Origin of the sequence: Azorhizobium sp. AG788, from assembly GCF_943371865.1 — a bacterium.
Classification (GTDB): Bacteria; Pseudomonadota; Alphaproteobacteria; order Rhizobiales; family Xanthobacteraceae; genus Azorhizobium.
The window spans coordinates 15,710-38,993 of sequence record NZ_CALRWL010000028.1 but is presented as its reverse complement, the minus strand read 5'-3'; the positions used below and the strand labels follow the sequence as shown (position 1 = coordinate 38,993).

The 23,284-nt window shown below is 66.3% G+C and carries 22 protein-coding genes; 12 read left to right on the top strand and 10 right to left on the bottom strand.

From position 1 onward, the window contains the following. Nucleotides 1-86 precede the first annotated feature (86 nt). Nucleotides 87-2,765, top strand: a complete 2,679-nt coding sequence (ppdK, locus tag AAG816_RS16500; protein ID WP_341990752.1) for a pyruvate, phosphate dikinase — start codon at nucleotides 87-89, stop codon at nucleotides 2,763-2,765. A gap of 161 nt (nucleotides 2,766-2,926) precedes the next feature. Further along, nucleotides 2,927-3,856 carry a histone deacetylase family protein gene (locus AAG816_RS16495; protein ID WP_341990751.1) on the top strand — a complete coding sequence of 310 codons (930 nt, stop codon included), beginning with the start codon at nucleotides 2,927-2,929 and terminating at the stop codon, nucleotides 3,854-3,856. A gap of 45 nt (nucleotides 3,857-3,901) precedes the next feature. Here the strand turns inward: AAG816_RS16495 and AAG816_RS16490 are convergent, their stop codons facing one another. Beyond that, the gene (locus AAG816_RS16490; protein WP_341990750.1) at nucleotides 3,902-4,600 is read right to left on the bottom strand and encodes a TIGR00266 family protein; all 699 of its coding nucleotides are present in this window, start codon (nucleotides 4,598-4,600) and stop codon (nucleotides 3,902-3,904) included. Nucleotides 4,601-4,752: 152 nt separating this feature from the next. Here AAG816_RS16490 and AAG816_RS16485 point away from each other — a divergent pair, with 152 nt between their 5' ends. Both AAG816_RS16485 and AAG816_RS16480 read left to right on the top strand, forming a co-directional pair. Then, entirely contained in the window at nucleotides 4,753-5,208 is a 456-nt protein-coding gene (locus AAG816_RS16485) for a GNAT family N-acetyltransferase (RefSeq protein ID WP_341990749.1), read from the top strand. 35 nt (nucleotides 5,209-5,243) lie between these two features. After that, nucleotides 5,244-6,350 (top strand): hypothetical protein, encoded by a 1,107-nt coding sequence (locus AAG816_RS16480; protein WP_341990748.1) that lies wholly within the window; start codon nucleotides 5,244-5,246, stop codon nucleotides 6,348-6,350. Nucleotides 6,351-6,389: 39 nt separating this feature from the next. Here the strand turns inward: AAG816_RS16480 and AAG816_RS16475 are convergent, their stop codons facing one another. The 3 genes from AAG816_RS16475 to AAG816_RS16465 all read right to left on the bottom strand — a co-directional run bounded on the left by AAG816_RS16475 (nucleotide 6,390) and on the right by AAG816_RS16465 (nucleotide 9,634). Next, complete coding sequence (locus AAG816_RS16475; RefSeq protein WP_341990747.1) at nucleotides 6,390-8,627, bottom strand: xanthine dehydrogenase family protein molybdopterin-binding subunit; 2,238 nt, start codon at nucleotides 8,625-8,627, stop codon at nucleotides 6,390-6,392. A gap of 3 nt (nucleotides 8,628-8,630) precedes the next feature. Then, nucleotides 8,631-9,092: a (2Fe-2S)-binding protein gene (locus tag AAG816_RS16470; protein WP_341990746.1), complete on the bottom strand. Its 462-nt coding sequence runs from the start codon at nucleotides 9,090-9,092 to the stop codon at nucleotides 8,631-8,633. 137 nt (nucleotides 9,093-9,229) lie between these two features. Next, a complete protein-coding gene (locus AAG816_RS16465; protein WP_341990745.1) occupies nucleotides 9,230-9,634 on the bottom strand; it encodes a helix-turn-helix domain-containing protein in 405 nt (134 codons plus the stop codon). A 120-nt stretch (nucleotides 9,635-9,754) separates the two neighbouring features. On the opposite strand from AAG816_RS16465, the gene AAG816_RS16460 reads away from it, so the two are divergent. Both AAG816_RS16460 and AAG816_RS16455 read left to right on the top strand, forming a co-directional pair. Next, nucleotides 9,755-10,366 (top strand): NAD(P)-dependent oxidoreductase, encoded by a 612-nt coding sequence (locus AAG816_RS16460; protein ID WP_341990744.1) that lies wholly within the window; start codon nucleotides 9,755-9,757, stop codon nucleotides 10,364-10,366. A gap of 22 nt (nucleotides 10,367-10,388) precedes the next feature. Next, nucleotides 10,389-11,012, top strand: coding sequence for a DsbA family protein (locus AAG816_RS16455; RefSeq protein WP_341990796.1), 624 nt, complete (start codon nucleotides 10,389-10,391; stop codon nucleotides 11,010-11,012). A 108-nt stretch (nucleotides 11,013-11,120) separates the two neighbouring features. Here AAG816_RS16455 and groL read toward each other — a convergent pair whose 3' ends face one another. Then, complete coding sequence (groL, locus tag AAG816_RS16450; RefSeq protein WP_341990743.1) at nucleotides 11,121-12,764, bottom strand: chaperonin GroEL; 1,644 nt, start codon at nucleotides 12,762-12,764, stop codon at nucleotides 11,121-11,123. Between the two features lie 43 nt (nucleotides 12,765-12,807). Next, the gene (gene groES / locus AAG816_RS16445) at nucleotides 12,808-13,095 is read right to left on the bottom strand and encodes a co-chaperone GroES (protein WP_341990742.1); all 288 of its coding nucleotides are present in this window, start codon (nucleotides 13,093-13,095) and stop codon (nucleotides 12,808-12,810) included. A gap of 342 nt (nucleotides 13,096-13,437) precedes the next feature. Here groES and AAG816_RS16440 point away from each other — a divergent pair, with 342 nt between their 5' ends. Together AAG816_RS16440 and cytX are read left to right on the top strand one after the other, a co-directional pair. After that, nucleotides 13,438-13,971, top strand: a complete 534-nt coding sequence (locus tag AAG816_RS16440) for a hypothetical protein (RefSeq protein ID WP_341990741.1) — start codon at nucleotides 13,438-13,440, stop codon at nucleotides 13,969-13,971. Between the two features lie 209 nt (nucleotides 13,972-14,180). Continuing rightward, on the top strand, nucleotides 14,181-15,461 hold the full coding sequence (gene cytX / locus AAG816_RS16435; RefSeq protein WP_341990740.1) for a putative hydroxymethylpyrimidine transporter CytX: 1,281 nt from the start codon (nucleotides 14,181-14,183) through the stop codon (nucleotides 15,459-15,461). 112 nt (nucleotides 15,462-15,573) lie between these two features. Here cytX and AAG816_RS16430 read toward each other — a convergent pair whose 3' ends face one another. Beyond that, nucleotides 15,574-16,077 (bottom strand): VOC family protein, encoded by a 504-nt coding sequence (locus tag AAG816_RS16430; protein ID WP_341990739.1) that lies wholly within the window; start codon nucleotides 16,075-16,077, stop codon nucleotides 15,574-15,576. Between the two features lie 7 nt (nucleotides 16,078-16,084). Beyond that, nucleotides 16,085-17,152, bottom strand: a complete 1,068-nt coding sequence (locus AAG816_RS16425) for a PA0069 family radical SAM protein (RefSeq protein ID WP_341990738.1) — start codon at nucleotides 17,150-17,152, stop codon at nucleotides 16,085-16,087. A 421-nt stretch (nucleotides 17,153-17,573) separates the two neighbouring features. Between AAG816_RS16425 and AAG816_RS16420 the strand changes: the two genes are divergently transcribed. The 4 genes from AAG816_RS16420 to AAG816_RS16405 are packed head-to-tail and all read left to right on the top strand — an operon-like array spanning nucleotide 17,574 to nucleotide 20,782. Beyond that, nucleotides 17,574-17,726 carry an aa3-type cytochrome c oxidase subunit IV gene (locus AAG816_RS16420; RefSeq protein ID WP_341990737.1) on the top strand — a complete coding sequence of 51 codons (153 nt, stop codon included), beginning with the start codon at nucleotides 17,574-17,576 and terminating at the stop codon, nucleotides 17,724-17,726. A gap of 29 nt (nucleotides 17,727-17,755) precedes the next feature. Then, nucleotides 17,756-18,922, top strand: a complete 1,167-nt coding sequence (locus AAG816_RS16415; RefSeq protein WP_341990736.1) for a Re/Si-specific NAD(P)(+) transhydrogenase subunit alpha — start codon at nucleotides 17,756-17,758, stop codon at nucleotides 18,920-18,922. After that, complete coding sequence (locus AAG816_RS16410; protein WP_341990735.1) at nucleotides 18,919-19,374, top strand: proton-translocating transhydrogenase family protein; 456 nt, start codon at nucleotides 18,919-18,921, stop codon at nucleotides 19,372-19,374. The genes AAG816_RS16415 and AAG816_RS16410 overlap by 4 nt, the downstream gene beginning before the upstream one ends. Before the next feature lie 10 nt (nucleotides 19,375-19,384). Beyond that, nucleotides 19,385-20,782, top strand: a complete 1,398-nt coding sequence (locus AAG816_RS16405; RefSeq protein WP_341990734.1) for an NAD(P)(+) transhydrogenase (Re/Si-specific) subunit beta — start codon at nucleotides 19,385-19,387, stop codon at nucleotides 20,780-20,782. A gap of 141 nt (nucleotides 20,783-20,923) precedes the next feature. Here the strand turns inward: AAG816_RS16405 and AAG816_RS16400 are convergent, their stop codons facing one another. Both AAG816_RS16400 and AAG816_RS16395 read right to left on the bottom strand, forming a co-directional pair. Next, nucleotides 20,924-21,259: a GIY-YIG nuclease family protein gene (locus tag AAG816_RS16400; RefSeq protein WP_341990733.1), complete on the bottom strand. Its 336-nt coding sequence runs from the start codon at nucleotides 21,257-21,259 to the stop codon at nucleotides 20,924-20,926. Continuing rightward, nucleotides 21,256-23,091 (bottom strand): M3 family oligoendopeptidase, encoded by a 1,836-nt coding sequence (locus AAG816_RS16395; RefSeq protein WP_341990732.1) that lies wholly within the window; start codon nucleotides 23,089-23,091, stop codon nucleotides 21,256-21,258. The genes AAG816_RS16400 and AAG816_RS16395 overlap by 4 nt, the downstream gene beginning before the upstream one ends. Between the last annotated feature and the right edge of the window lie 193 nt (nucleotides 23,092-23,284).

The following is a 23,284-nucleotide window of genomic DNA, read 5'->3' as shown; positions in this document are numbered from 1 at the left end:
TGCCCGCAGTTGAAGCTTGGCGTCTGCCAAGCTAAAGCAATCGCGCCATTCCACGACACGCGCGCTACCCTAAGGGGATCTCCGAGATGACGAAATGGGTCTACTCCTTCGGCGATGGTAAGGCCGAGGGGAAATCCGAGATGCGGAACCTGCTCGGCGGCAAGGGTGCAAACCTCGCCGAAATGGCCAATCTCGGCCTGCCCGTGCCTCCCGGTTTCACCATCACCACGGAACTGTGCACTTATTATTACGCGCACGGCGAGACCTATCCGGCGGAGCTGAAGGGTGAAGTGGAGGTGGCTCTGGCGCAGATCGGCGCGCTGACCGGCCGTTCGTTCGGCGATCCGGCCAATCCGTTGCTGGTTTCGGTCCGCTCCGGTGCCCGCGCCTCCATGCCGGGCATGATGGATACGGTGCTCAATCTCGGGCTCAATGACGAGACGGTCGAAGCGGTGGCCAAGGCCGCCGGTGACCGCCGCTTTGCCTATGACAGCTACCGCCGTTTCATCACCATGTATTCCAATGTGGTGCTGGGCATCGACCATCATCATTTCGAAGAGCTGCTGGAAGCCTACAAGGCCGAGCACGGCCACACCCTCGACACCGACCTGTCCGCCGACGACTGGGCGGAACTGGTGGTCGCCTACAAGGCGCGGGCCGCGCAGGAACTGGGCAAGCCCTTTCCGCAGGATCCCCATGACCAGCTCTGGGGCGCCATCGGCGCGGTGTTCGGCTCCTGGATGAACCAGCGCGCCATCACCTATCGCCGCCTTCACGCGATCCCGGAGAGCTGGGGCACCGCGGTGAACGTGCAGGCCATGGTGTTCGGCAACATGGGCGAAACCTCCGCCACCGGCGTTGCCTTCACCCGCAACCCCTCCACCGGCGAGAACGCGCTCTATGGCGAGTTCCTGGTGAATGCCCAGGGCGAAGACGTGGTGGCGGGCATCCGCACCCCGCAGGATCTCACCGAGCGCGCCCGCACGGCCGCCGGCTCCGAGAAGCCCTCCATGGAGACCGCTCTCCCGGACGCGTTCAAGGAGTTCGAGCGCATCTCGCATGTGCTCGAGAACCATTATCGCGACATGCAGGACCTGGAGTTCACGGTCGAGAAGGGCAAGCTGTGGATGCTCCAGACCCGCTCCGGCAAGCGCACCGCCAAGGCGTCGCTGCGGATCGCGGTCGAGCTGGCCAATGAAGGCCTCATCAGCCAGGAAGAGGCGGTCACCCGCGTCGATCCGGCCTCCCTCGACCAACTCCTGCATCCCGCCATCGACCCCAAGGCCGAGCGCAAGATCCTGGTGACCGGCCTGCCCGCGTCTCCGGGCGCGGCCTCGGGCGCCATCGTGTTCTCCGCCGACGAGGCCGAGACCCTGAAGGGCCAGGGCACCAAGGTGATCCTGGTGCGGGTGGAAACCTCGCCTGAGGACATCCACGGCATGCATGCGGCCGAAGGCATCCTCACCTCGCGCGGCGGCATGACCTCGCACGCGGCGGTTGTCGCCCGCGGCATGGGCAAGCCCTGCGTCTCCGGCGCCGGCGCCCTGCGCATCGACTACGCGGCGCAGACGCTGACCGTGAACGGCCAGAGCTTCAAGAAGGGCGACATCCTCACCATCGACGGCTCCACCGGCCAGGTGCTGGTGGGCCAGGTGGCGATGCAGCAGCCGGAACTGTCCGGCGAGTTCGCCACCCTCATGGGTTGGGCCGACAAGGTGCGCCGCCTGAAGATCCGCGCCAATGCCGAGACCCCGGCGGATGCCCGCATGGCCCGTTCGTTCGGCGCCGAGGGCATCGGCCTGTCGCGCACCGAGCACATGTTCTTCGATGCCGGCCGCATCCTGGCCGTGCGCGAGATGATCCTCGCGGACGACGAGGCCGGCCGCCGCTCGGCTCTGGCCAAGCTGCTGCCCATGCAGCGGGCGGACTTCGTCGAGCTGTTCGAGATCATGAAGGGCCTGCCGGTCACCATCCGCCTGCTGGACCCGCCGCTGCACGAGTTTCTGCCGCACACCGACGCCGAAGTGGCGGAGGTGGCCAAGAGCCTGGGCGTGGACGTGGAGCGCATCGAGCGTCGCCAGAAGGAGCTGCATGAGGTCAATCCCATGCTCGGCTTCCGCGGCTGCCGCATCGCCATCGCCTTCCCCGAGATCGCCGAGATGCAGGCCCGCGCCATCTTCGAGGCGGCGGTGATCGCCGCCAAGTCCACCGGCGAGCCGGTGGTGCCGGAAGTGATGGTGCCGCTCATCGCCACCAAGGCGGAGTTCGACATCGTCAATGCGGTCATCCAGAAGGTGGCCAAGGCGGTGGAGCAGGAAAGCGGCACCAAGCTCACCTTCCAGGTGGGCACCATGATCGAATTGCCCCGCGCCGCCCTGCGGGCCAAGGAGATCGCGGAGACCGCCGAGTTCTTCTCCTTCGGCACCAACGATCTGACCCAGACCTGCTACGGCGTCTCCCGCGACGATGCAGGCACCTTCCTCGGGCCCTATGTGCAAAAGGGCATCATCGAGGTGGATCCGTTCGTCTCCATCGACGTGGATGGCGTCGGCGAACTGGTGAAGATCGGTGTGGAGCGTGGCCGCCAGTCGCGCCCCGACATCAAGCTCGGCATCTGCGGCGAGCATGGCGGCGATCCGGCCTCGGTGGCGTTCTGTGACGAAGTCGGCCTCGACTATGTCTCGTGCTCGCCGTTCCGGGTTCCGATCGCGCGTCTTGCTGCGGCCCAGGCGGCGCTGGGCCGCAAGGCCGCCAGCCAGGCCTGATCCGGCCCCCTTCCCATATGAAAAAGGGGTGCTTCGGCGCCCCTTTTTTATGATCGGGTCGGTGCGGACGTGACGCTTTTGAGCCAGCTCAAAATCATTCCGAACTGACTGGAATATGGTATGTCAGGGACACAAAACCTCCTTGAGAGAGGCCTGACGCCATGTCCACGTTGCTCGTGACCCACCCCGCCGGGCTGGACCATCTCACCCCAGCCGGTCACCCCGAGCGGCCGGATCGGTTGCGCGCCCTGGACCGCATTTTCGAGCAGGAGCGTTTTGCCACGCTGTTGCGCGATCAGGCGCCGCGCGGCGAACGGGATGACATCATCCGGGTTCATCCCGAGGATTTCGTCGACTCCCTGGCCGAGGCTACGCCCCATGAAGGGGTGGTGCGGATCGATTCCGATACCATCCTCTCGCCGGGCTCCTGGGAGGCGGTCACGCGCGCCGTGGGCGGTGCCTGCTTTGCCGTGGATGAGGTGATGGAGAAGCGCGTCACCAACGCATTCGTGGCCATGCGCCCGCCGGGCCATCATTGCGAGACGCGGCGGCCCATGGGCTTCTGCCTGCTCAACCAGGTGGCCATCGCCGCGCGCCATGCGCAGGCGAAATATGGTCTCGGGCGAGTGGCGATCGTGGATTTCGACGTGCACCACGGCAATGGGACGCAAGAGATCTTCTGGGCGGATGACAGCGTGCTGTACGCCTCCACCCATGAGATGCCGCTCTATCCTGGCAGCGGCGCGGTGAGCGAGATCGGCGCGGTGGGCACCATCGTCAATGCCCCGCTGCGCTCCGGGGATGCGGGCGACAAATTCAAGGAAGCGTTCGAAAGCCGGATCTTCCCCCGGCTGGAGACCTTTCGGCCGGAACTGCTGATCATCTCCGCCGGCTTCGATGCCCACAAGAACGACCCGCTGGCCTCCCTGCGGCTGGTGGACACCGATTTCGGCTGGGTCACCAAGCGGCTGATGGAAGTGGCCGACAAATATTGCGACGGCCGCGTGGTCTCGGTTCTGGAGGGCGGCTATGACCTGGAAGGTCTGGCCTCGTCCGCCGCCGCCCATGTGACCGCGCTGATGCACGGCTGAACCTGTGCCGGCGGACACGGGCGCATTACCCGTGTCCGCCAGACCTCAGCCCTTCTCCGCGGGCGGCATGTAGGGTGCCAGCGCGTGGGCCAGCTTTGAGGGCGTCAACGTCTGGAGCCACACCTTGCCCGGTCCGGTCAATTCCGCCAGGAATAGGCCATCGCCGCCGAACAGGACGTTGCGCACGCCGCGCATCATGGTGATGTTGAAGCCCACGCTCTCCTCGAACATCCCCACATGGCCGGGATGCACCAGGAGTTGCTGGCCCGGCGACAAGTCATAGCTGACGATCTCGCCGCCCAGTTCCACGAAGGCGGTGCCCGTGCCGGTGAGGCGCTGCAGCACGAAGCCGTTGCCGCCGAACACCCCGGCGCCCAGGCTCTGCTGGAAGCCGATGGCCAGCTGCAGGCTGGCCGCGCCGGCCAGGAACCCATGCCGGTGCACCATGAAGCCGCGCTGCGGCGATACTGGAATTTCGATGATGTTGCCGGGCACGGTGGCCGCAAAGGCCACCAGTGCCTCGCCGCCCTGGGCGGTGAATTCGGTCATGAACAGGCCGCCGCCTGAGAGCACTCGGCCGATGACGCCGAACAGTCCGCCCGCGCCGCCAGCGGCGGTGGTGGTGTGCAGGGCGACATTGTTGGTCATCCACGACAGGCGGTCGGCTTCCGCCAGCAGCGTCTCCCCGGCTTCGAGGGTGACCTGGAGAACCGGGAGGGTGGTACCGGAAATCTGATGGCGCATGGGGTGTCTCTGGAGGACGCAAGGGAGCGCAGAGTGCGGTGAAGACCGGGGAGCGGCAAGAGGGCCCGGGCGCCTATCCACTCGGGTCGCGGGAGTATCGTGCAACCTTCCGCACCTGTTCCGGGTGGCTCTGCGCTGCTATAACGCCTTCGATGTCCTCTCACCTGCGCCTTGCCCGCCCGGAGGACCAGCCCGCCGTTGAGGCGCTGGTCCACGCCGCCTATTCTCCCTACGTGCTGCGCAATGGTCTGCTGCCTGGGCCCATGCGCGACGACTATGCCGCGCTGATCGGCGACGGCCGCATCCATGTGGCGGAGCGGGACGGCATTCTCCAGGGCCTCGTGGTGCTCCTGCCGCAGGACGACGCCATGTTGCTGGACAATGTGGCGGTTGACCCGTCGCTGCACGGCACCGGCATTGGCCGGATACTGCTGCAATTCGCCGAGCAGGCGGCGCGCGCGGCGGGCTATGGGGCCGTGCGACTCTATACGCAGGACATCATGACGGAGAATCTCGCGCTCTATGCACGCATTGGCTATCGCGAGACCCATCGCGTCGAGGAGAAGGGCCTGCGCCGGATCTATATGCTCAAGACGCTCGCGGACTGAGACCGAAACGCCATGACTGGGAGCTGAAGGGACGCATGGTCAGTCTTGCCCATTTGCACCGCGCCGCGCGCATCCTGAGCCTTGGCCTCGTCTGCGCTGGCCTGGCGCGCGCCGTCCCCGCTCAAGCGGCCGGGCCGGACTATGCCGGGGCGGGGGCTGCGGTGTTTCTGCCCTTCCTCAATGCGCCCATGGCTGGCCAACCGATCACGCGGACGCCGAAACTGGGCATCGCCTTCGGTGCGGGGCCGGTGCATCGCGGCACCATGGATACCGGCTCCACCGGCATCGTGGTGTCCGCCACCTCTATTCCCAATCTCGCGCAATTGCCCACGCTCGGCCCGGGCACGCTGACCTATTCCAGCTCCGGCCGCATCGAGAAGGGCATCTGGGTGGTGACGCCAGTGACGCTGTCCGGGGCCAACGGCAATCGTGTTACCACACGGCCCATGCCGGTACTGGCGGTGCGCGAGATTGCCTGCACGTCCACCGCACGCAACTGCCGCCCGCGCCGCAACCCGCGCCATATCGCCATGATCGGCGTGGGGTTCGCCCGTCAGCACGACCATCAGGCCCAGGGAACGCCGGATCATAACCCCCTGCTCATGGTTGAGGGCATGGGCGAGCCGGGCAAGCCAGGGACGATCCGGCGTGGCTATGTGGTGTCGCAGCGGGGACTTCAGGTGGGCCTGGATGCCAATGTGGCGGCGGGCTTCAGCTTCGTGAAGCTGGAGAAGAGTGCGGTTTATCCCGACTGGTCCGCGGCCCCTGCCTGCCTGTCGCTCGAGGGCAAGACGCCGCCCGCGTGCGGCACGATGCTGATGGATACGGGCGTCACCACCATGTATCTGCGCGTGCCGCCCGACCAATTGGCGGGCCATAGCACGCCGGGCAGCGGTCCCTTGCCAACGCTCGATCCCGGAACCTCCGTGAGTGTCAGCATTCCGGGCACAGCGGGTATCGCCTACAGCTTCAAGCTCGGCGATGCGGCCAATCCGGTGGCGCCCTTGGCCGTGGTGCTGGTGCGAAAGGACGCCAATCCCGGCCCGTTCGTGAACACCTCGGTCCGCTTCCTCAACGGCTTCGATTATCTCTATGACGCCGATGCCGGCTATGTGGGCTTTCGCGCGATTCAAGCGAAATGACGATCGGGGCCGGACCCGTAGGCCCGGCCCCGGCGCGGCTCAGGACGCGCCGACGGCGTTGAGGGTGAAGGGCAGGCGCAGCACCGGCTTGCCGGTGGCGGCAAACAGCGCATTGGCCACCGCCGGGGCGATAGGCGGCACGCCGGGCTCGCCAATGCCGGTGGGCTTGGCGTCGGACGGCATGATGTGCACTTCCACCTTGGGCATCTGCGACATGCGCAGCGGCTCATAGGTGTCGAAATTGGCCTGATCCACCACGCCGTCGGTCAAAGTGATGGCATCCTGCATGGCATGGCCGAGGCCGAAGCCGACCCCGCCCTCCACCTGGGCGCGGATGACGTCAGGATTGACCACAATGCCGCAATCCACCGCCGCAATCACCCGGTCCACCCGATAGCCCTTGTCCAGCAAGGTGATCTCGGCGACCTCGGCCACATAAGTGTTGAAGCTCTTGTGTGCGGCGACCCCACGGAACTTCCCCTTCTCCAGGGAGGTGCCCCAGCGCGCCTTCTCCGCCACCAGCGCCAGAACCGCCTTCAGCCGGGGATCGGTGATCAGGTCCATGCGGAATGCCACCGGATCCTTGCCCGCCGCCTTGGCCAACTGGTCGATCATCACCTCCACCGCATAAGCGGTGTGGGTGTGACCCACCGAGCGCCACCACAGCACCGGCACGCCCACCTTGGGGCTGGTGAGTTCCACTCGGCGGTTGGGCACCGCATAGCCAAGGCCCGCGGCGCCTTCCACCGAGGTGGCGTCGATATTGTCCACCACCATCATCTTCTCGAAGAAGGTGCCGGAGAGGATCGACTGGCCGACGATGCGGTGATGCCAGGCCACCGGCTTGCCGGTGGCATCCACAGCCGCCTTCACCCGGTGCAAATACATGGGGCGGTAATAGCCCGCCTTCATGTCATCCTCGCGGGTCCACACCAGCTTCACCGGCACGCCCTTCCCGTGAGCCTTGGCGATGGCCACCGCCTCCGCCACGAAGTCGGAATTGGGCACCGCCCGGCGGCCGAAGCTGCCACCGGCCCAAAGCGCGTTGATGACCACCTTATCCGGGGTCGTGCCCGCGACGGCGGCCGCGGCGGGGACGTCTGCGGACGGGAATTGCGAGGCGGTCCACACGGTGACACGATCACCGGTGATCTGCGCCACGGCGTTCATGGGTTCCATGGAGGCATGGGCGAGGTAGGGGAATTCGAAGTCCGCCTCCACCACCTTCACGCCGGGCTGGCTGAAGGCCTGGGCCACATCGCCCTCGGTTTCCGCAACGGAGCCGGGCTTGCCGAGATGCTCGCGATATTCCGCCAGCAACGCGGCGGTGCCGCGCTTCTCCGCTTTGCTCTCGTCCCATTCGACCTTGAGGGCATCACGGCCCTTCATGGCGGCGAAGGTGGTGCGGGCCAGAACGGCGACGCCCTGGGGCACCACCACCACATCCGCCACGCCTTTCACCGCTCGGGCGGCGGTGGCATCATGGCTGCGCACCGTGGCGCCGAAGCGCGGCGGGTGGGCGACCACGGCCACCAGCATGTCCGGCAGCTTCACATCCTGGGTGTAGATCGGCGCGCCGGTGGTCTTGGCGACATTGTCCACCCGGTGGACGCCCTCTTTTCCGATCAGGGCATAATTCGCCGGCTTCTTGAGCGGCACATTCTGCGGCACCGGCTCCTGCGCGGCGGCAGCCGCCAGTTCGCCGAAGCTTGCGGTCTTAGGCCCGGCAATGAGCATGCCCGAGGTGACCGTAATGGCGTCGGCGGGCACATTCATCGCCTTGGCGGCGGCCGCCAACAGCATGGCGCGCGCGGTTGCCCCGGCCTGACGATAGACATCGAAGCTCGCCGCCATGGAGGTGGAGCCGCCGGTGCCCTGGGCGCCGCCGAAAGCGGCATTGCCATAGAGCTTGGCATCGGCAGGGGCAAACTCGGTGCGAACCTTGGACCAATCCGCATCCATCTCTTCGGCGACCAACGTCGCCAAACCGGTGGTCGTGCCCTGGCCGAGGTCCAGATGCTTGATGATGACGGTGACCGTGCCGTCGGGCGACAGCCGGACAAAGGGATTGAAGGCAGGGGCTTCCCCGCCCGCTTTTCCTGCCGCATGGGCCTCTCCCACGAGGCCGGGCATAGCGGCGCCGAGGATGAGGCCGACGCCGACGCCGCCCATGGCGCGCAGCATGAAGCGGCGGGAGAGCGCGGTTTCACCCGCTGCGGCAGCGGTTTCGGCGGCCTTTTGGGCGAGGGCTTCGGAAGCGCGGACAAATGCGTTCATGGCTCAGGCCTCCAGCCGGCGGGCGGCGTCGTGGATGGCGGCACGCACCCGCTGGTAGGTGGCACAGCGGCAGACATTGCCGTCCATGGCCGCGTCGATGTCGCTGTCGGAGGGCTTCTTGTTGTCGGACAGGAGGGCCACGGCCGACATGATCTGGCCGGACTGGCAATAGCCGCACTGGACCACATCCAGTGCCCGCCACGCGGCCTGCACCGCCTCGGCGGTCTTGCCCGTGACGCCTTCGATGGTGGTGATCTTGGCCGTCCCCACGTCGCCGATGGTGGTCTGGCAGGAGCGGATGGCGGCACCGTCCATATGCACGGTGCAGGCGCCGCATAGGGCTTGACCGCAGCCGAACTTGGTCCCCGTGAGGTCCAGTTCGTCGCGCAGCGCCCAAAGCAGCGGCATGTCGGGATCAGCATCGATCACGCGCGGCTGCCCATTGATGGTCAAGGTTATTGGCATAAGCAGAGGGTCGCCTCTATGACCGCGCCGACGGGGCTGCGGTTGGGGAACGTGACCTTAGCTAGGCATGCCCTTCGAACTCTTCCAGGGTAGCGACCTCAAATCCGCGCGAGGTCGGCCACCTTTCTGCCATCTCCTCACGCAGGTACCGCGATAGCTCCGGAAATTTGGGCCTCAGATCTGCCCCGTCCGTCAAAATCAGCCTGAGCGTCCGTGACGTCGCCCATATGGGCCTCGGCCCATCGCACCAGGGGCACCAAAGTGAGGGCAAGCGAGGCGCCCAGTGGGGTGATGGCGTATTCCACCGTCACCGGCACCGTGGCGAAGGCCGTGCGTGTGACGAGCCCGTCCCGTTCCAGGCTCTTGAGCGTCTGCGACAATACTTTCTGCGACAGGCCCTCGACCTCGCGGCGCAGGGCGTTGAAGCGGCGGGGTTGTTCACACAGCAGGCCAAGGATCAACACCGTCCATTTGTCGGCGATGCGGTCAAGCACCTGGCGGGTGGGGCAATGGGCACTGTAGGGGCTGGGGATGCGCAGCATGATTGGGCCTAAGTGGAAGCGGTTTCCAATGGGTGACCTGATATGTCTCAGGTGCCTTCTTTACATCTAATATCAAAAACGACATCTGGTATCTATCAGAAACCTATTGAGGATCAGAAGATGAAGATCGCCCTTATTGGTGCGTCCGGCGCGGCCGGCTCCCGCATTCTCGCCGAACTGTCCCAGCGCGGCCATGCGGTGACCGCCATTGCGCGCCAGCCGGAAAAGATCGCGGCGCTCGCCGGCGTCACGGCCATTGCCGGAGATGCGGGCGACTCTGCGGCCCTTGCGGCTCTGCTGCGGGGCCATGACGTGGTCATCAGCTCCATTCATTTCTCCGCCAGCGACCCGCAGAAGCTCATCGCCGCGGTGACCGAGGCCGGCGTGCCGCGCTATCTGGTGGTCGGCGGCGCCGGCAGCCTGGAAGTCGCCCCCGGCGTGGCGCTCTATGATGCGCCGGGTTTTCCCGCCATCTACCTCACCGAGGCCAAGGCCGGCGGCGCCTTCCTGGATCTTCTGAAGGGCCAAAGCTCCCTCGCCTGGACCTTCCTGTCCCCTTCGGCCGAGTTCATTCCCGGCACCCGGACCGGCATATTCCGCCTCGGTGGTGATCAGCTTCTGACCGCCGCTGATGGGCGCAGCTCCATCTCGTTCGAGGACTTTGCGGTGGCATTGGCCGACGAAGTGGAAGCGCCGCGCCATGTGCGCCAGCGTTTCACCGTCGGGTATTGAGGCCCGCCAGGAGGATCGCGTGATGACGCTGCGGCTGCACTATATCTATGACCCGCTGTGCGGCTGGTGCTACGCCGCCGCGCCGCTGGTGGCGGCCGTGCAGGCCGTGCCGGGCGTGGAACTGATCCTGCACGGTGGCGGGCTGTTCGCCGAACCCACGGGTCTGGCGGCGCCCATGCGCCAGCACATCCGGGCTTCCGATGCACGGATTGCCGAGATGTCCGGGCAGGAGTTCGGCTCGGCCTATCTGGATGGATTGCTCAACGATCCGTCGACCATCTTCCATTCGGCTCCCACCATTGCGGCGATTCTCGCCGCGGAGCAGGTGGCGCCGGGACACGGCCCCGCCATGCTGAAGGCGATCCAGCACGCTCATTATGTGGAGGGTCGGCGGGTGGTGGAGCCCGCGGTGCTGACAGATCTGGCTCAGGCCATCGGCCTGCTGCCCGATGCGTTCGAAGCGGCACGTCGGGCCTACCCGGTGGACAGTCATGTCAACGAAACCCGCCGGACCATGGCCTCTTTCGGCGTTCGGGGTTTTCCGGGCCTGCTGCGGGAGGAGGCGGGGCAGATCATCCCGCTGCCTTTGTCTGATTTCTACGGACGACCGGACGCGTTTACCGAAATGGTCCGCAGCCGGGCTTGAGTGCCCACATGCCGACGCAAAAAAGAAAAGGCGCGACCAGAGTCGCGCCTTTTCCCGATAAAAAGCGAAGCCGGAGGTCCGGCTTCGCCAAACACTTGAGAGGCTGGATCAGAAATCCATGCCGCCCATGCCGCCCATGCCGCCGCCCGGCATCGCGGGCATGCCGCTGTCCTTCTTGGGCAGCTCGGCGACCAGGGCCTCGGTGGTGACCAGCAGGCCGGCCACGGAGGAGGCGTCCTGCAGGGCAGTGCGCACGACCTTGGCGGGGTCCACGACGCCGGCGGCGACGAGGTCCACATACTCTTCGGTCTGGGCGTTGAAGCCGAAGTTGCCTTCGGACTCGAGCACCTTGCCCACCACGATGGAGCCTTCCACGCCGGAATTCTCGGCGATCTGGCGGATGGGGGCCTCAAGGGCGCGCAGCACGATCTTGATGCCGGCCATGATGTCGGGGTTCTCGGAGGAGAGCGCCTCGACGGCCTTCTTGGAGCGCAGCAGAGCCACGCCGCCGCCGGGGACGATGCCTTCTTCCACCGCAGCGCGGGTGGCGTTCAGGGCGTCGTCGACGCGATCCTTCTTCTCCTTGACTTCCACTTCCGTGGAGCCGCCGACGCGGATGACCGCAACGCCACCGGCGAGCTTGGCCAGACGCTCCTGCAGCTTCTCGCGGTCATAGTCCGAAGAGGTCTCTTCGATCTGCGCCTTGATCTGCGCCACGCGGGCTTCGATGTCGGCCTTCTCGCCAACGCCGTCCACGATGGTGGTCTTTTCCTTCTCGAGGATGACCTTCTTGGCGCGGCCGAGCTGGGCCAGCGTCACGTTCTCAAGCTTGATGCCGAGGTCTTCCGAGATCACCTGGCCGCCGGTGAGGATCGCGATGTCCTCCAGCATGGCCTTGCGGCGATCGCCGAAGCCGGGAGCCTTCACCGCCGCAACCTTCAGGCCGCCGCGCAGCTTGTTGACCACCAGGGTGGCCAGGGCCTCGCCTTCCACGTCCTCGGCCACGATCACCAGCGGCTTGCCGGACTGAACCACGGACTCGAGCACGGGCAGGATCGGCTGCAGGCCGGACAGCTTCTTCTCGAAGATCAGGATGTAGGGATCTTCCAGGTCGGCGATCATCTTCTCCGCATTGGTGATGAAATAGGGAGAGAGATAGCCGCGGTCGAACTGCATTCCCTCGACCACTTCGAGCTCGGTCTCGGCGGTCTTGGCTTCCTCGACGGTGATGACACCCTCGTTGCCGACCTTCTGCATGGCAGCGGCGATCATTTCGCCGATGGAGGCATCGCCATTGGCGGAGATGGTGCCGACCTGCGCCACTTCAGCGGAGGAGGACACCTTCTTGGCGCGGGCCTTGATGTCGGTGATGGCGGCGGCCACGGCGAGATCGATGCCGCGCTTCAGGTCCATCGGGTTCATGCCGGCGGCAACCGCCTTCGCGCCTTCCTTGACGATGGCCTGGGCCAGCACCGTAGCGGTGGTGGTGCCGTCGCCGGCTAGGTCATTGGTCTTGGAGGCCACTTCGCGCAGCAACTGGGCGCCCAGGTTCTCGAACTTGTCTTCCAGTTCGATTTCCTTGGCGACGGTGACGCCGTCCTTGGTGATGCGGGGCGCGCCGAAGCTCTTCTCGATCACCACATTGCGGCCCTTGGGGCCGAGGGTCACCTTCACCGCATTGGCGAGGATGTCGACGCCGCGCAGCAGCTTCTCGCGGGCATCAGCGGAAAATTTTACGTCCTTGGCAGCCATTGTGCCTCTCCTGATTCTCTGGAATGAGCGGGAACCGGTGTGATCAGCCGATCACACCGAGGATGTCGCTTTCCTTCATGATGAGCAGGTCCTGGCCATCGACCTTGACCTCGGTGCCGGACCACTTGCCGAACAGCACGCGATCGCCGGCCTTGACGTCCAGGGCCACAACCTTGCCGCTCTCGTCACGGGCGCCGGGGCCCACGGCCACGACTTCGCCCTCTTGGGGCTTTTCCTTGACGGTGTCGGGGATGATGATGCCGCCGGCGGTCTTCTGTTCGGCTTCGATGCGCTTCACGACCACGCGGTCATGCAGGGGACGGAAGGACATGGATCTGATCCTCTCAGGCATTGGAGCGAGCCTGGCTCGCGGGTTCTGGCACTCCCACATCGAGAGTGCCAAACGCGGGCCGGACATAAGATCGCCCTGCGGCCACGTCAAGGCATCGGCCGCGCGGAACATCACTTTCAGGAACCAAGTGGTAACTTGCGGCGTCTAATCTCGACTTCCAGCCGCGCCGAGGTGCGGTGATCGCCATCCCCTTTCACCGTGATGCCCGGAATCGACGCCGCGCCACTCTCCCATTATGGTCCGTTGCAACCGCTGCGGCGGGGTTCGGCACGGGCCCGGCCCGGCAGCAAAACAGGGCGCTTCCGCCTCGGAGTTACGTGAATGTCTCAGTCGTCCGTCCGGCCGATGGTTGCAGATGCCGCGCATCAGTCGCGCGCCTCCCGTCGGTTTCCCCGCGCCACGGTGGCGGCGGTGAGCTTGGCCGCCTTGCTGCTGGCGGCATGTGCCACCACGGAGCCGGGCCCTCCGCCTCCGCCGCCTCCGCCGCAGTGGACCAGCCCCATTCCCGCCGCGAGCCTCGTGGGCCGCTACGGTCTGGCCGCCTTCCATCGCCCCGAGGATGCTGGCCGCACCGAGGCCCAGGCCCGCGCCCAGTGCTCGAACCCCTATATCATCACCGCCGGCCCCAATGGCGGCGTTCTGATGTATCTGGCGGACGACAACAAACTCACCGAGATGGTCTCCAAGGCGGTGCCTGGCAGCCCCACCTTCATTGGTCCGGCCGAGGATCCCGCCGGCGGCGACCGCGATCGCCAGGTGCTGCGCTTCGACGGCCAGGTGCTGGTGCTGAAATGGGTCGATCCGGAAATCGGCAAGCGTTACGGCACGATGGTTTATGTCCGCTGCGGCGGCTGAGGATCCCTGTTCTGTCGCTGAGTTCAACGGGCCCCCGACGGGGCCCGTTTCTGTTTGGTCATGACGCCGGCGCGGGATACGGACGCGCCGTGTCCCAGGGGGGAGGGCGGACAATCGTTGTATCCGCGCCTTGCCGGCGCGGCCGATCGTGCTACAGGCTCGCAGCAGATTTCCTGCGCTCGGCGCACCGGCTTGCGGACTCAGTGTTGATGGACCTTTCCCACTCTCCCTATGACCCGCTGACCCCCGTGCCCGCGGATCAGCGGGCCTTTGCCCCGCGCGATGCCTTTGCCTTGTGGTTCAGCCTCGGCATTGGGCTGCTGGTGCTTCAGGCCGGCGCTTTGCTGGTGCCGGCCCTCAGTCTGGGCGAAGCCTTTGCGGCGATCCTGGTGGGATCGCTCCTGGGGGCGGGGCTTCTGGCGTCGGTGGGCGTGGTGGGGGCGGATACCGGCCTTGCGTCAATGGCTATGCTGCGTCCGAGCCTCGGGCTGCGAGGCGCCTCCGTGCCGACGCTGCTCAATGTGGTGCAATTGGTCGGCTGGGGTTCGTTTGAAATCATCGTCATGGGCGAGGCCGCCGATGCGCTCGCCACCTCCGCTCTGGGTGTGACGCTGCCTTATGCGTGGACCATCCTGTTCGGGGCGCTCGCCACGGCGATCGCGGTGGCCGGGCCGGTGTCGTTCGTGCGGCGCTTCCTGCGGGCGTGGGGGCTCTACCTGATCCTCGGCGCTGCGGCGTGGCTGACCTGGCGGCTGCTGGCGGACCACGATCTGGCGGCGCTGGCCGCGAAGCCCGGCACCGGCGGCATGAGCTTTGGCGGCGCGGTGGATCTGGTGGTGGCCATGCCCTTGTCCTGGCTGCCGCTGATCGCGGACTATACCCGCTTCGGCCGCTCGCCCGCTGGCATGTTCCGCGGTAGCGCGCTGGGCTATCTGATCGCCAACATCTGGTTCTACGGCCTCGGTGCCGCCTATGCCCTGGCAACCAACGGTGAGGGCACGCTGGTGGTGGCGCTGGCCACGGCGGGCGGCGGTCTGGCGCTGCTGCTGATCCTGCTGGACGAAACCGACAACGCCTTTGCGGATATCCATTCCGCCGCCGTGTCCACCGGGACGGTTGCCCGGGTGCCGGTTCCCTATCTGGCGCTGGGGTTCGGCGTGGTCTGCACGCTCATTGCCTTGGTCGTGCCCATGGCCCAGTTCCAGGACTTTCTGCTGCTGATCGGGTCCGTGTTCGCGCCTTTGTTCGGCGTGGTGTTGGCTGACCATTTCATCGTTCGTCGCCGCGCCATTGACCTCGGGCAAATCGACCGGGTCGGTGGGGCCTATTGGTATGCTGGCGGCTGGCGGATCGCCGGGTTGGCCGCGTGGGGGCTGGGTATCGTAACCTTCCACGGGGTGACGGCGCTTCTCCCGAACCTGGGCGCGACTTTGCCGGCCTTGCTGGTCGGCGCCATCGCCTTCGTGGCGATCAGCAAACTGCGCCACTGAGGCGGCCGCCTTCCAGCGCGCTCTTGCGTGAAGGGCGATCCGGTTTGCCCGGCGGCGCTCCGGCCTCAGGGCGCCCAGCATGTCCGTCGGCCAGCCTCGCTTCGGCGCGAGGTCAATCGGGCAACACGGGCCGGCCGGCGGCGTCGAGGAGCCAGAAGGGGTTGTGAGCGACTTCCCAGATGTGGCCGTCCGGGTCGGCGAAATAGCCGCTGAATCCGCCCCAGAATGCCCGTTGCGGCGTCTTCACAATGGTCGCGCCTGCCCCTTCGGCCGCGGCCATCACATGCCCCACGGCCTCCTCGTCGGCGACGTTGAATGCCAGGGCGATGCCCGAAAAGCTTCGCTTGGAAAGGGCACGCGCGGTGTCAGCCATGGGGGCCGGATCCGTGGGGGCTGCCGTCCCCGCCAGTGGCGTTGAAGCATCGGTGAGACCCGCATCCGCCGCCAAGGCGCTGCGGTCGAACAGCGACAGTACGACGCCGCTGGCATCGAAAAACGCCACCTTGTCGCTGCCCTGGTCGCGTCGCGCGAGCCCCATGGCGGTGTAGAAGGCCACGGCTTTCTCAAGATCGGCGACGCCCAGCGTCACCAGGTGCAGTCCGAATGCGGGTGTCATCGGTCTCTCACTCGAACAGGGACAATTGCTCGCCGGCTTTGGCCGGGCGGCGGAAATGGGCGGTGGTCAGCTTCACGCTACGCCCGGACAAGCCGAGCCGCCGGGCGGCGATCTCGAACCGGCGGCCGATGGTCCAAGCGTAGGGGCCATCGCCCTTGCCGCGCTTGCCGAAGGTGGTATCATAATCCTTGCCGCCGTGCATCTCGCGGATCAGCGACATCACGTGCCGCGCCTTGTCGGGGAAATGCGCCACCAGCCATTCCTTGAACAAATCAGCGATCTCCAGTGGCAGACGCAGCGTCACATAGCCTGCTTCGCTGGCGCCCATGAATTTCGCCGAATCGAGGATGCGTTCTACTTCCATGTCGTTCAAGGCGGGGATCAACGGCGCCGTGAGGACGGCGGTGGGAATGCCGGCATCCGCCAGTCGGCGGATGGTCTCCAGCCGTCGGTGGGGCGCGGCCGCGCGGGGCTCCATGACCCGGGCCAGATGGGGATCGAGGGTGGTCAGCGAGATCGCCACCTTGGCGAGGCCCCGCTCGGCCATGGGGCCAAGGATATCGATGTCGCGCGCCACCAGCGCCGACTTGGTCACGATGGCCACGGGATGGCCGAAATCGCTCAGGACTTGAAGCAGCCGCCGGGTCACCTCATAGCGCCGCTCGATGGGCTGGTAGGGGTCGGTATTGGTGCCCATGGCGATGGTCCGCGGCTGGTAGCGCGGCTGGGCCAATTCCCGCGCCAACAGCTCCGGCGCGTCGGGCTTCACGAACAGCTTGGTCTCGAAATCCAGCCCGGCCGAGAGGCCTTGATAGGCATGGGTCGGGCGCGCAAAACAGTAGACGCAGCCGTGCTCGCAGCCGCGATAGGCATTGATCGAGCGATCGAAGCCGACGTCGGGAGATTGGTTGCGCGTGATGACGGTGCGGGCGTGCTCTTCGGTGACTTCGGTGCGAAAGGGCGGCAATTCATCTAAACTTTGCCAGCCATCATTGAACAGGATCCGAGCGGCCGGCTCGTATCGCCCGGCGGCGTTGGAGGTGGCGCCGCGCCCGCGCCGGGCCTCGGCGGCCACCTGGGTTCCGGCCTCGCCCGCATCTGCATCCTGCGCCGCAGATCGCGGGTCCTGCGGCGGCGCCGCTCGCTCCGTCTTCAGCCGGCCGAGAATGCGCTCCGGCTTTGATTTTGCTTTTGCATCAACGACCTGCGCGGAACGCCGACGCGCTGTCGGGCGCGCCGGTGCGGAGGCTGCACAGGGCACGGAAGGAGCCGGCGCGGGGTCGTCCGGCAGAAAACGCAGGTCGGTTTCGCGATGCAGATCCATGCGAAAACGCTACGCGAGAGTCGGGAACAAAGCAAGAACAAGAAAGTGCCGCGCAGGCCGAATTCCGCCTTGATTGCGCCGGTTTCTGGTATATTGTCCACCACCACGAAGTTGCCATAGAAGCCCTTCTCAGCTAAAGGGCCAAGGCCACCATACGCCAGGGGGAAATACGATGTCCGAGCATGGCGCGATCGAATACGCGACCGCTGACGGCAACGATTATGCCGAACACCAGCGCACCTACGAGTTGTTCACCGGCCTGACCAAATGGGGCACTGTGGCCCTGGCCGTGCTCATGGTCCTGATGTGGACTTTCCTCCTCTGAGCTTGGCTCGGAACTCGTAGAGGTTTCAGATGAAAATTGCTGTCCCCGCCGAGTTTGATCTCGGCGAGCCGCGGGTCGCTGCGACCCCGGATACGGTCAAGCGCCTTGTGGCGTTGGGCGCCGAGATTGCCGTGCAGTCGGGCGCCGGCCTGCGTTCGGGCATTCTTGACGCCGACTATCAGGCTGCCGGTGCCACCATCGCCTCGAGCGCGGCGGAAGCCGCCATCGGCGCCGATGTGGTGCTCAAGGTGCGCCGCCCCACCGCGGAAGAGATGCTCACCTACAAGCGTGGCACGCTGGTGATCGGCATTCTCGACCCCTATGGCAATGAGGAGGCGCTGCGCCAGCTGGCGGATGCGGGCCTCACCGCCTTCTCCATGGAGCTGATGCCCCGCATCACCCGCGCCCAGGTGATGGACGTTCTGTCCTCGCAGGCCAATCTCGCCGGCTACCGCGCGGTGATCGATGCGGCCGCCGAGTTCGGTCGCGCCCTGCCGATGATGATGACCGCCGCCGGCACCGTTCCCGCCGCGCGCACCTTCGTCATGGGCGCCGGCGTCGCCGGCCTCCAGGCCATCGCCACCGCCCGCCGCCTCGGCGCCGTGGTGACCGCCACCGACGTCCGCCCCGCCTCCAAGGAGCAGGTGGAATCCCTCGGCGCCAAGTTCGTCGCCGTGGAAGACGATGAGTTCAAGCAGGCCGAGACCTCGGGCGGCTATGCCAAGCCCATGTCGGCCGAGTACCAGGCCAAGCAGGCGGCTTTGGTGGCGGAACACATCAAGAAGCAGGACATCGTTATCACCACCGCTTTGATCCCCGGCCGGCCCGCGCCGCGCCTGATCTCCGCGGCCATGGTGGCCTCCATGAAGCCGGGTTCCGTGCTGGTGGATCTGGCGGTGGAGCGCGGCGGCAACGTCGAGGGCGCGGTGGCCGGTCAGGTCACCGACGTGAACGGTGTGAAGATCGTCGGCTATCTCAACGTGGCCGGTCGCATCGCCGCCTCCGCCTCGCAGCTGTATGCCAAGAACCTCTACGCTTTCCTGGAAACCCTGGTGGACAAGCAGGCGAAGGCGTTGGCCGTGAAGTGGGACGACGAGCTGGTCAAGGCCACCTTGCTGACCCGCGACGGCGCCGTGGTTCATCCGAACTTCGCCCCCAAGTCCACCGTGGGCACGACTGAGGGAGCCGCCTCATGAACCCGATCACCGCACAAGCCGCCGCTGATGCCGCTGTCCAGGCCCGCGCCGCCGCCGAAGTGGCGCGCCAGGCCGCGGAAGCCGCCCAGCTCTATGCCGACCAGGCGGCTACCGCCCTCGGCGCCGCCGCGCATGCGGCCACCGGCGGGGCCATCGACCCGTTCGTGTTCCGCCTCGCCATCTTCGTGCTGGCGGTGTTCGTCGGCTACTATGTGGTGTGGCAGGTCACTCCCGCGCTCCACACGCCGCTCATGTCGGTCACCAACGCCATTTCCTCGGTGATCGTGGTGGGCGCGCTTCTGGCGGTGGGCGTGTCCACCGTGGGCGATCCCGGCCATACGCTGTGGGCGCGAGGCTTCGGCTTCATCGCGCTCATCTTCGCCTCGGTGAACATCTTCGGCGGGTTCCTGGTGACCAGCCGAATGCTCGCCATGTATCAGAAGAAGAAGTGAGGGCGCACCGATGAATGCCAATCTGGCCGCCCTGCTTTATCTGGTCGCAGGTATTCTGTTCATCCTGGCGCTGCGGGGGCTCTCTCACCCCACCACGTCCCGCCAGGGCAATCTGTTCGGCATGGTGGGCATGGGCATTGCCGTGCTCACCACGCTGGCCCTCTCGCCCCCCGCCGATCTGGTCGGTTGGGTGCTGGTGATTGCGGGCATCGCCATCGGTGGTGGCGTCGGCGCAGTGGTCGCCCGGCGCATCGCCATGACCCAGATGCCGCAGCTGGTGGCCGCATTCCACTCGCTGGTGGGTCTCGCCGCCGTGCTTGTGGCCGCCGCTGCGCTCTATGCCCCGGTGGCGTTCGGCATCGGTGACGTGGGCCACATCCACCGCGCCTCGCTGGTGGAAATGACCCTGGGTGTGGCCATCGGCGCCATCACCTTTACCGGATCGATCATCGCGTTTGCCAAGCTCAACGGCAACATGTCGGGCAAGCCGATCATGCTGCCGGGCCGGCATTTCATCAACGGCGGCCTGGCGCTGCTGCTGCTGGTGCTGATCATTGCCTTCGTGATGACCGGCTCGATCCCGCTGTTCTGGATCATCACCATCCTGTCGCTGGTTCTCGGCGGGCTGCTGATCATCCCCATCGGCGGCGCCGACATGCCGGTTGTGGTGTCCATGCTCAACTCCTATTCGGGTTGGGCGGCGGCCGGCATTGGCTTCACGCTTGGCAACACCGCGCTGATCATTACCGGTGCGCTGGTGGGCTCCTCGGGTGCGATCCTGTCCTACATCATGTGTAAGGGCATGAACCGCTCCTTCATCTCGGTGATCCTGGGCGGCTTCGGCGGCGAAGTGGCCGGCGGACCTGCGGGCGCGGCGGAAACCCGCCCGGTCAAGCAGGGCTCGGCGGATGACGCCGCCTACATCATGAAGAACGCCCAAAAGGTCATCATCGTGCCGGGCTACGGCATGGCGGTGGCCCAGGCCCAGCACGCGCTGCGGGAAATGGCCGACAAGCTGAAGGAAGAGGGCGTTGAGGTGAAGTACGCCATCCATCCGGTGGCGGGCCGCATGCCGGGGCACATGAACGTGCTGCTGGCGGAAGCCCAGGTGCCGTATGACGAAGTGTTCGAGCTGGAGGACATCAACTCCGAGTTCGCGCAGGCCGACGTGGCGTTCGTCATCGGCGCCAACGACGTCACCAACCCGGCGGCGAAGACGGACCCGACCTCTGCCATCTACGGCATGCCGATCCTGGACGTGGAAAAGGCCAAGACGGTTCTGTTCATCAAGCGCGGCATGGGCTCCGGCTATGCCGGCGTGGAGAACGAACTGTTCTTCCGCGACAACACCATGATGCTGTTCGGCGACGCCAAGAAGGTCACTGAGGAAATCGTCAAGAACCTCTGAGCGATCTTCACTTTAGAATGGAAAAGGCCGCGGGCATCTCCGCGGCCTTTTCTTTTTGTCAGCTGCCAGGAAGTCTGAGGAAAGCGCGGTGCTGTGGCCCGCAGACCGGATCGGCCATGGCGGCAACCCGGCGCCCGGGCGTCAGGCCAACCACGCATCTGGAAGGATGGCTGTCGCGACCAGAGCCAGCTTCCTCTGCCGCGAGGCGCGCTTGAGGTGATACTCCACCCGCTGGGCGATGGTGCGCGAGGGCAATTCGCAGCTCCACAGCAGGGCCTTCACGCCGCCATGGCCGCGCACATAGCGCGAGCCCTTGGGGGTGGCGTGGTCGCGCATGCGGCGGGCCACATCGGTGGCCACACCGCAATAGAGGCTGCCGTCGGCGCATTCGAGAATATAGGCACTCCAGCGAACGACCGCTTTGCCGGGACGAGGTGCCCCGGCATCGGTCTCTGCTGTCGGAGCCGGCTCGCTCACGCGCCTTCCATCTGCTCCAGCTCGGTGATCATGCCGTCGATGAGGTTGAGGCCGGTCTGCCAGAAGGCCGGGTCGCGGGCATCAAGGCCGAAGGGTGCCAGCAGTTCGGCATGGTGCTTGGTGCCGCCCGCGGACAGCATCTCCAGATAGCGTTCCGCGAAGCCGTCGGAGGCGTTCTCATAGACCGCATAGAGCGAGTTCACGAGGCAGTCGCCGAAGGCATACGCATAGACATAGAACGGCGTATGGATGAAGTGCGGGATGTAGGTCCAGAAGGTCTCGTACCCGGCGCTGAGGTGAATGGACGGCCCCAGGCTCTCGGCCTGCACCTCCATCCAGATGGCGCCGATGCGCTCGGCGGTCAGCTCGCCCTGGCGCCGCTCGGTGTGGACCCGCCGCTCGAAGGTGTAGAAGGCGGTCTGGCGGACCACGGTGTTGATCATGTCCTCCACCTTCTGGGCGAGCATGATCTTGCGGGTCTGCGGGGTTTCCGCCGCCGCCAGCAGCCGGCGGAAGGTGAGCATCTCGCCGAACACCGAGGCGGTTTCCGCCAGGGTCAGCGGGGTGGGGGCCATCAGCGCACCCTGCTGCCCCGCCAGCACCTGGTGGACGCCATGGCCCAGTTCATGGGCAAGCGTCATCACGTCCCGCGGCTTGCCCTGGTAGTTGAGCAGCACATAGGGATGGGCGGAGGGCACGGTGGGATGGGCGAAGGCGCCCGGCGACTTGCCGGGGCGCACCGGCGCATCGATCCAATTGTGATCGAAAAACTGCTTGGCGATGTCCGACATGCGCGGCGAGAAGGTGGTGTAGGCGCCCAGAACCGTATCGCGGGCCTCGTCCCAGCCGATGTCGCGGGTGGCGACCTTGGGCAAGGGCGCGTTGCGGTCCCAGAACTCCAGCTTGTCCTTGCCGAACCAGCGCGCCTTGAGGGCGTAATAGCGATGTGACAGGCGCGGATAGGCGCCCTGGATGGCGGCCACCATGGCATCGACCACCTCGCGCTCCACGCGATTGGCCAGATGGCGGGAATCCGCCACGTCCTCGAACCCGCGCCAGCGGTCGGAGATTTCCTTGTCCTTGGCGAGCGTGTTGGTCACCAGGCTGAACAGGCGCAGGTTTTCCTGAAAAGTGGCGGCCAGCGCCAGGCCGGCGCTCTTGCGCACGCTCTCGCTGGGATCCTGCATCAGGTTGAGGGTCGGCTCGATGGCCAGATCCTTGCCGTCCACATTGAAGCGCAGGGACGACATGGTCTCGTCGAACAACCGCCCCCAGGCGCCGCGCGAGGGGCTGGACTTCTCGTGGAACAGCTGCTCGACCCGATCTTCCAGCTGATAGGGCTTGTCCTTGCGCAGGTCTTCCACCCACGGGCGATAGTGCCCGAAGGCGGGCGCGGCGAAGGCGGCTTCCACCTGGGCGTCATCCAGGCGGTTCATCTCCAGCGTGAAGAACAGCAGGTGGGTGGACGAGTCCGTCAACTTTTCCTGGATGTCGCTGAAGAACTTGGCCCGGGCCGGGTCGGCGGTGTCACCCGCATAGACCAGGCTGCCGTAGGAGGCGAGGCGCCCCATCACGTCATCGATGGCCTCATAGCGCACCAGGGCTTCGCCCAGGGCCTCGCCGGCACCCGGGCCGGCGGCGATGGTCTCCAGCTTGCCCTTGTAGTCCGCCTCGAACGCCTTGGAGAGCGCGTCGGCGCGTGCGAGGTCTGCCGCCAGCTGCGGCGCATCCATGCTGGCGTAGAGGTCGGTGAGGTTCCACTCCGGCAAGGGCGTGGGCGCGGCGGAGGCGGTCGCAGCTTCCGGGGTCAAAGATGAAACGGGACCGAACATGAAGCCTCCAGGCGCGTCGAGAACGACTGCGCCGGTCATACCGCGCATCGCCCTGTCGCTTCAACGGTTGCGCGCGGTCTTTTGATGGGCGTGGGCGGGCGCAATGCCGCGTGGCTCCATCGCCGCCGGTCGTGTGGGCCGGGTCGGGAAAAGACGGGTTGGGCTGACGCTGGGGCGGAAAGCTGGGGGAGGC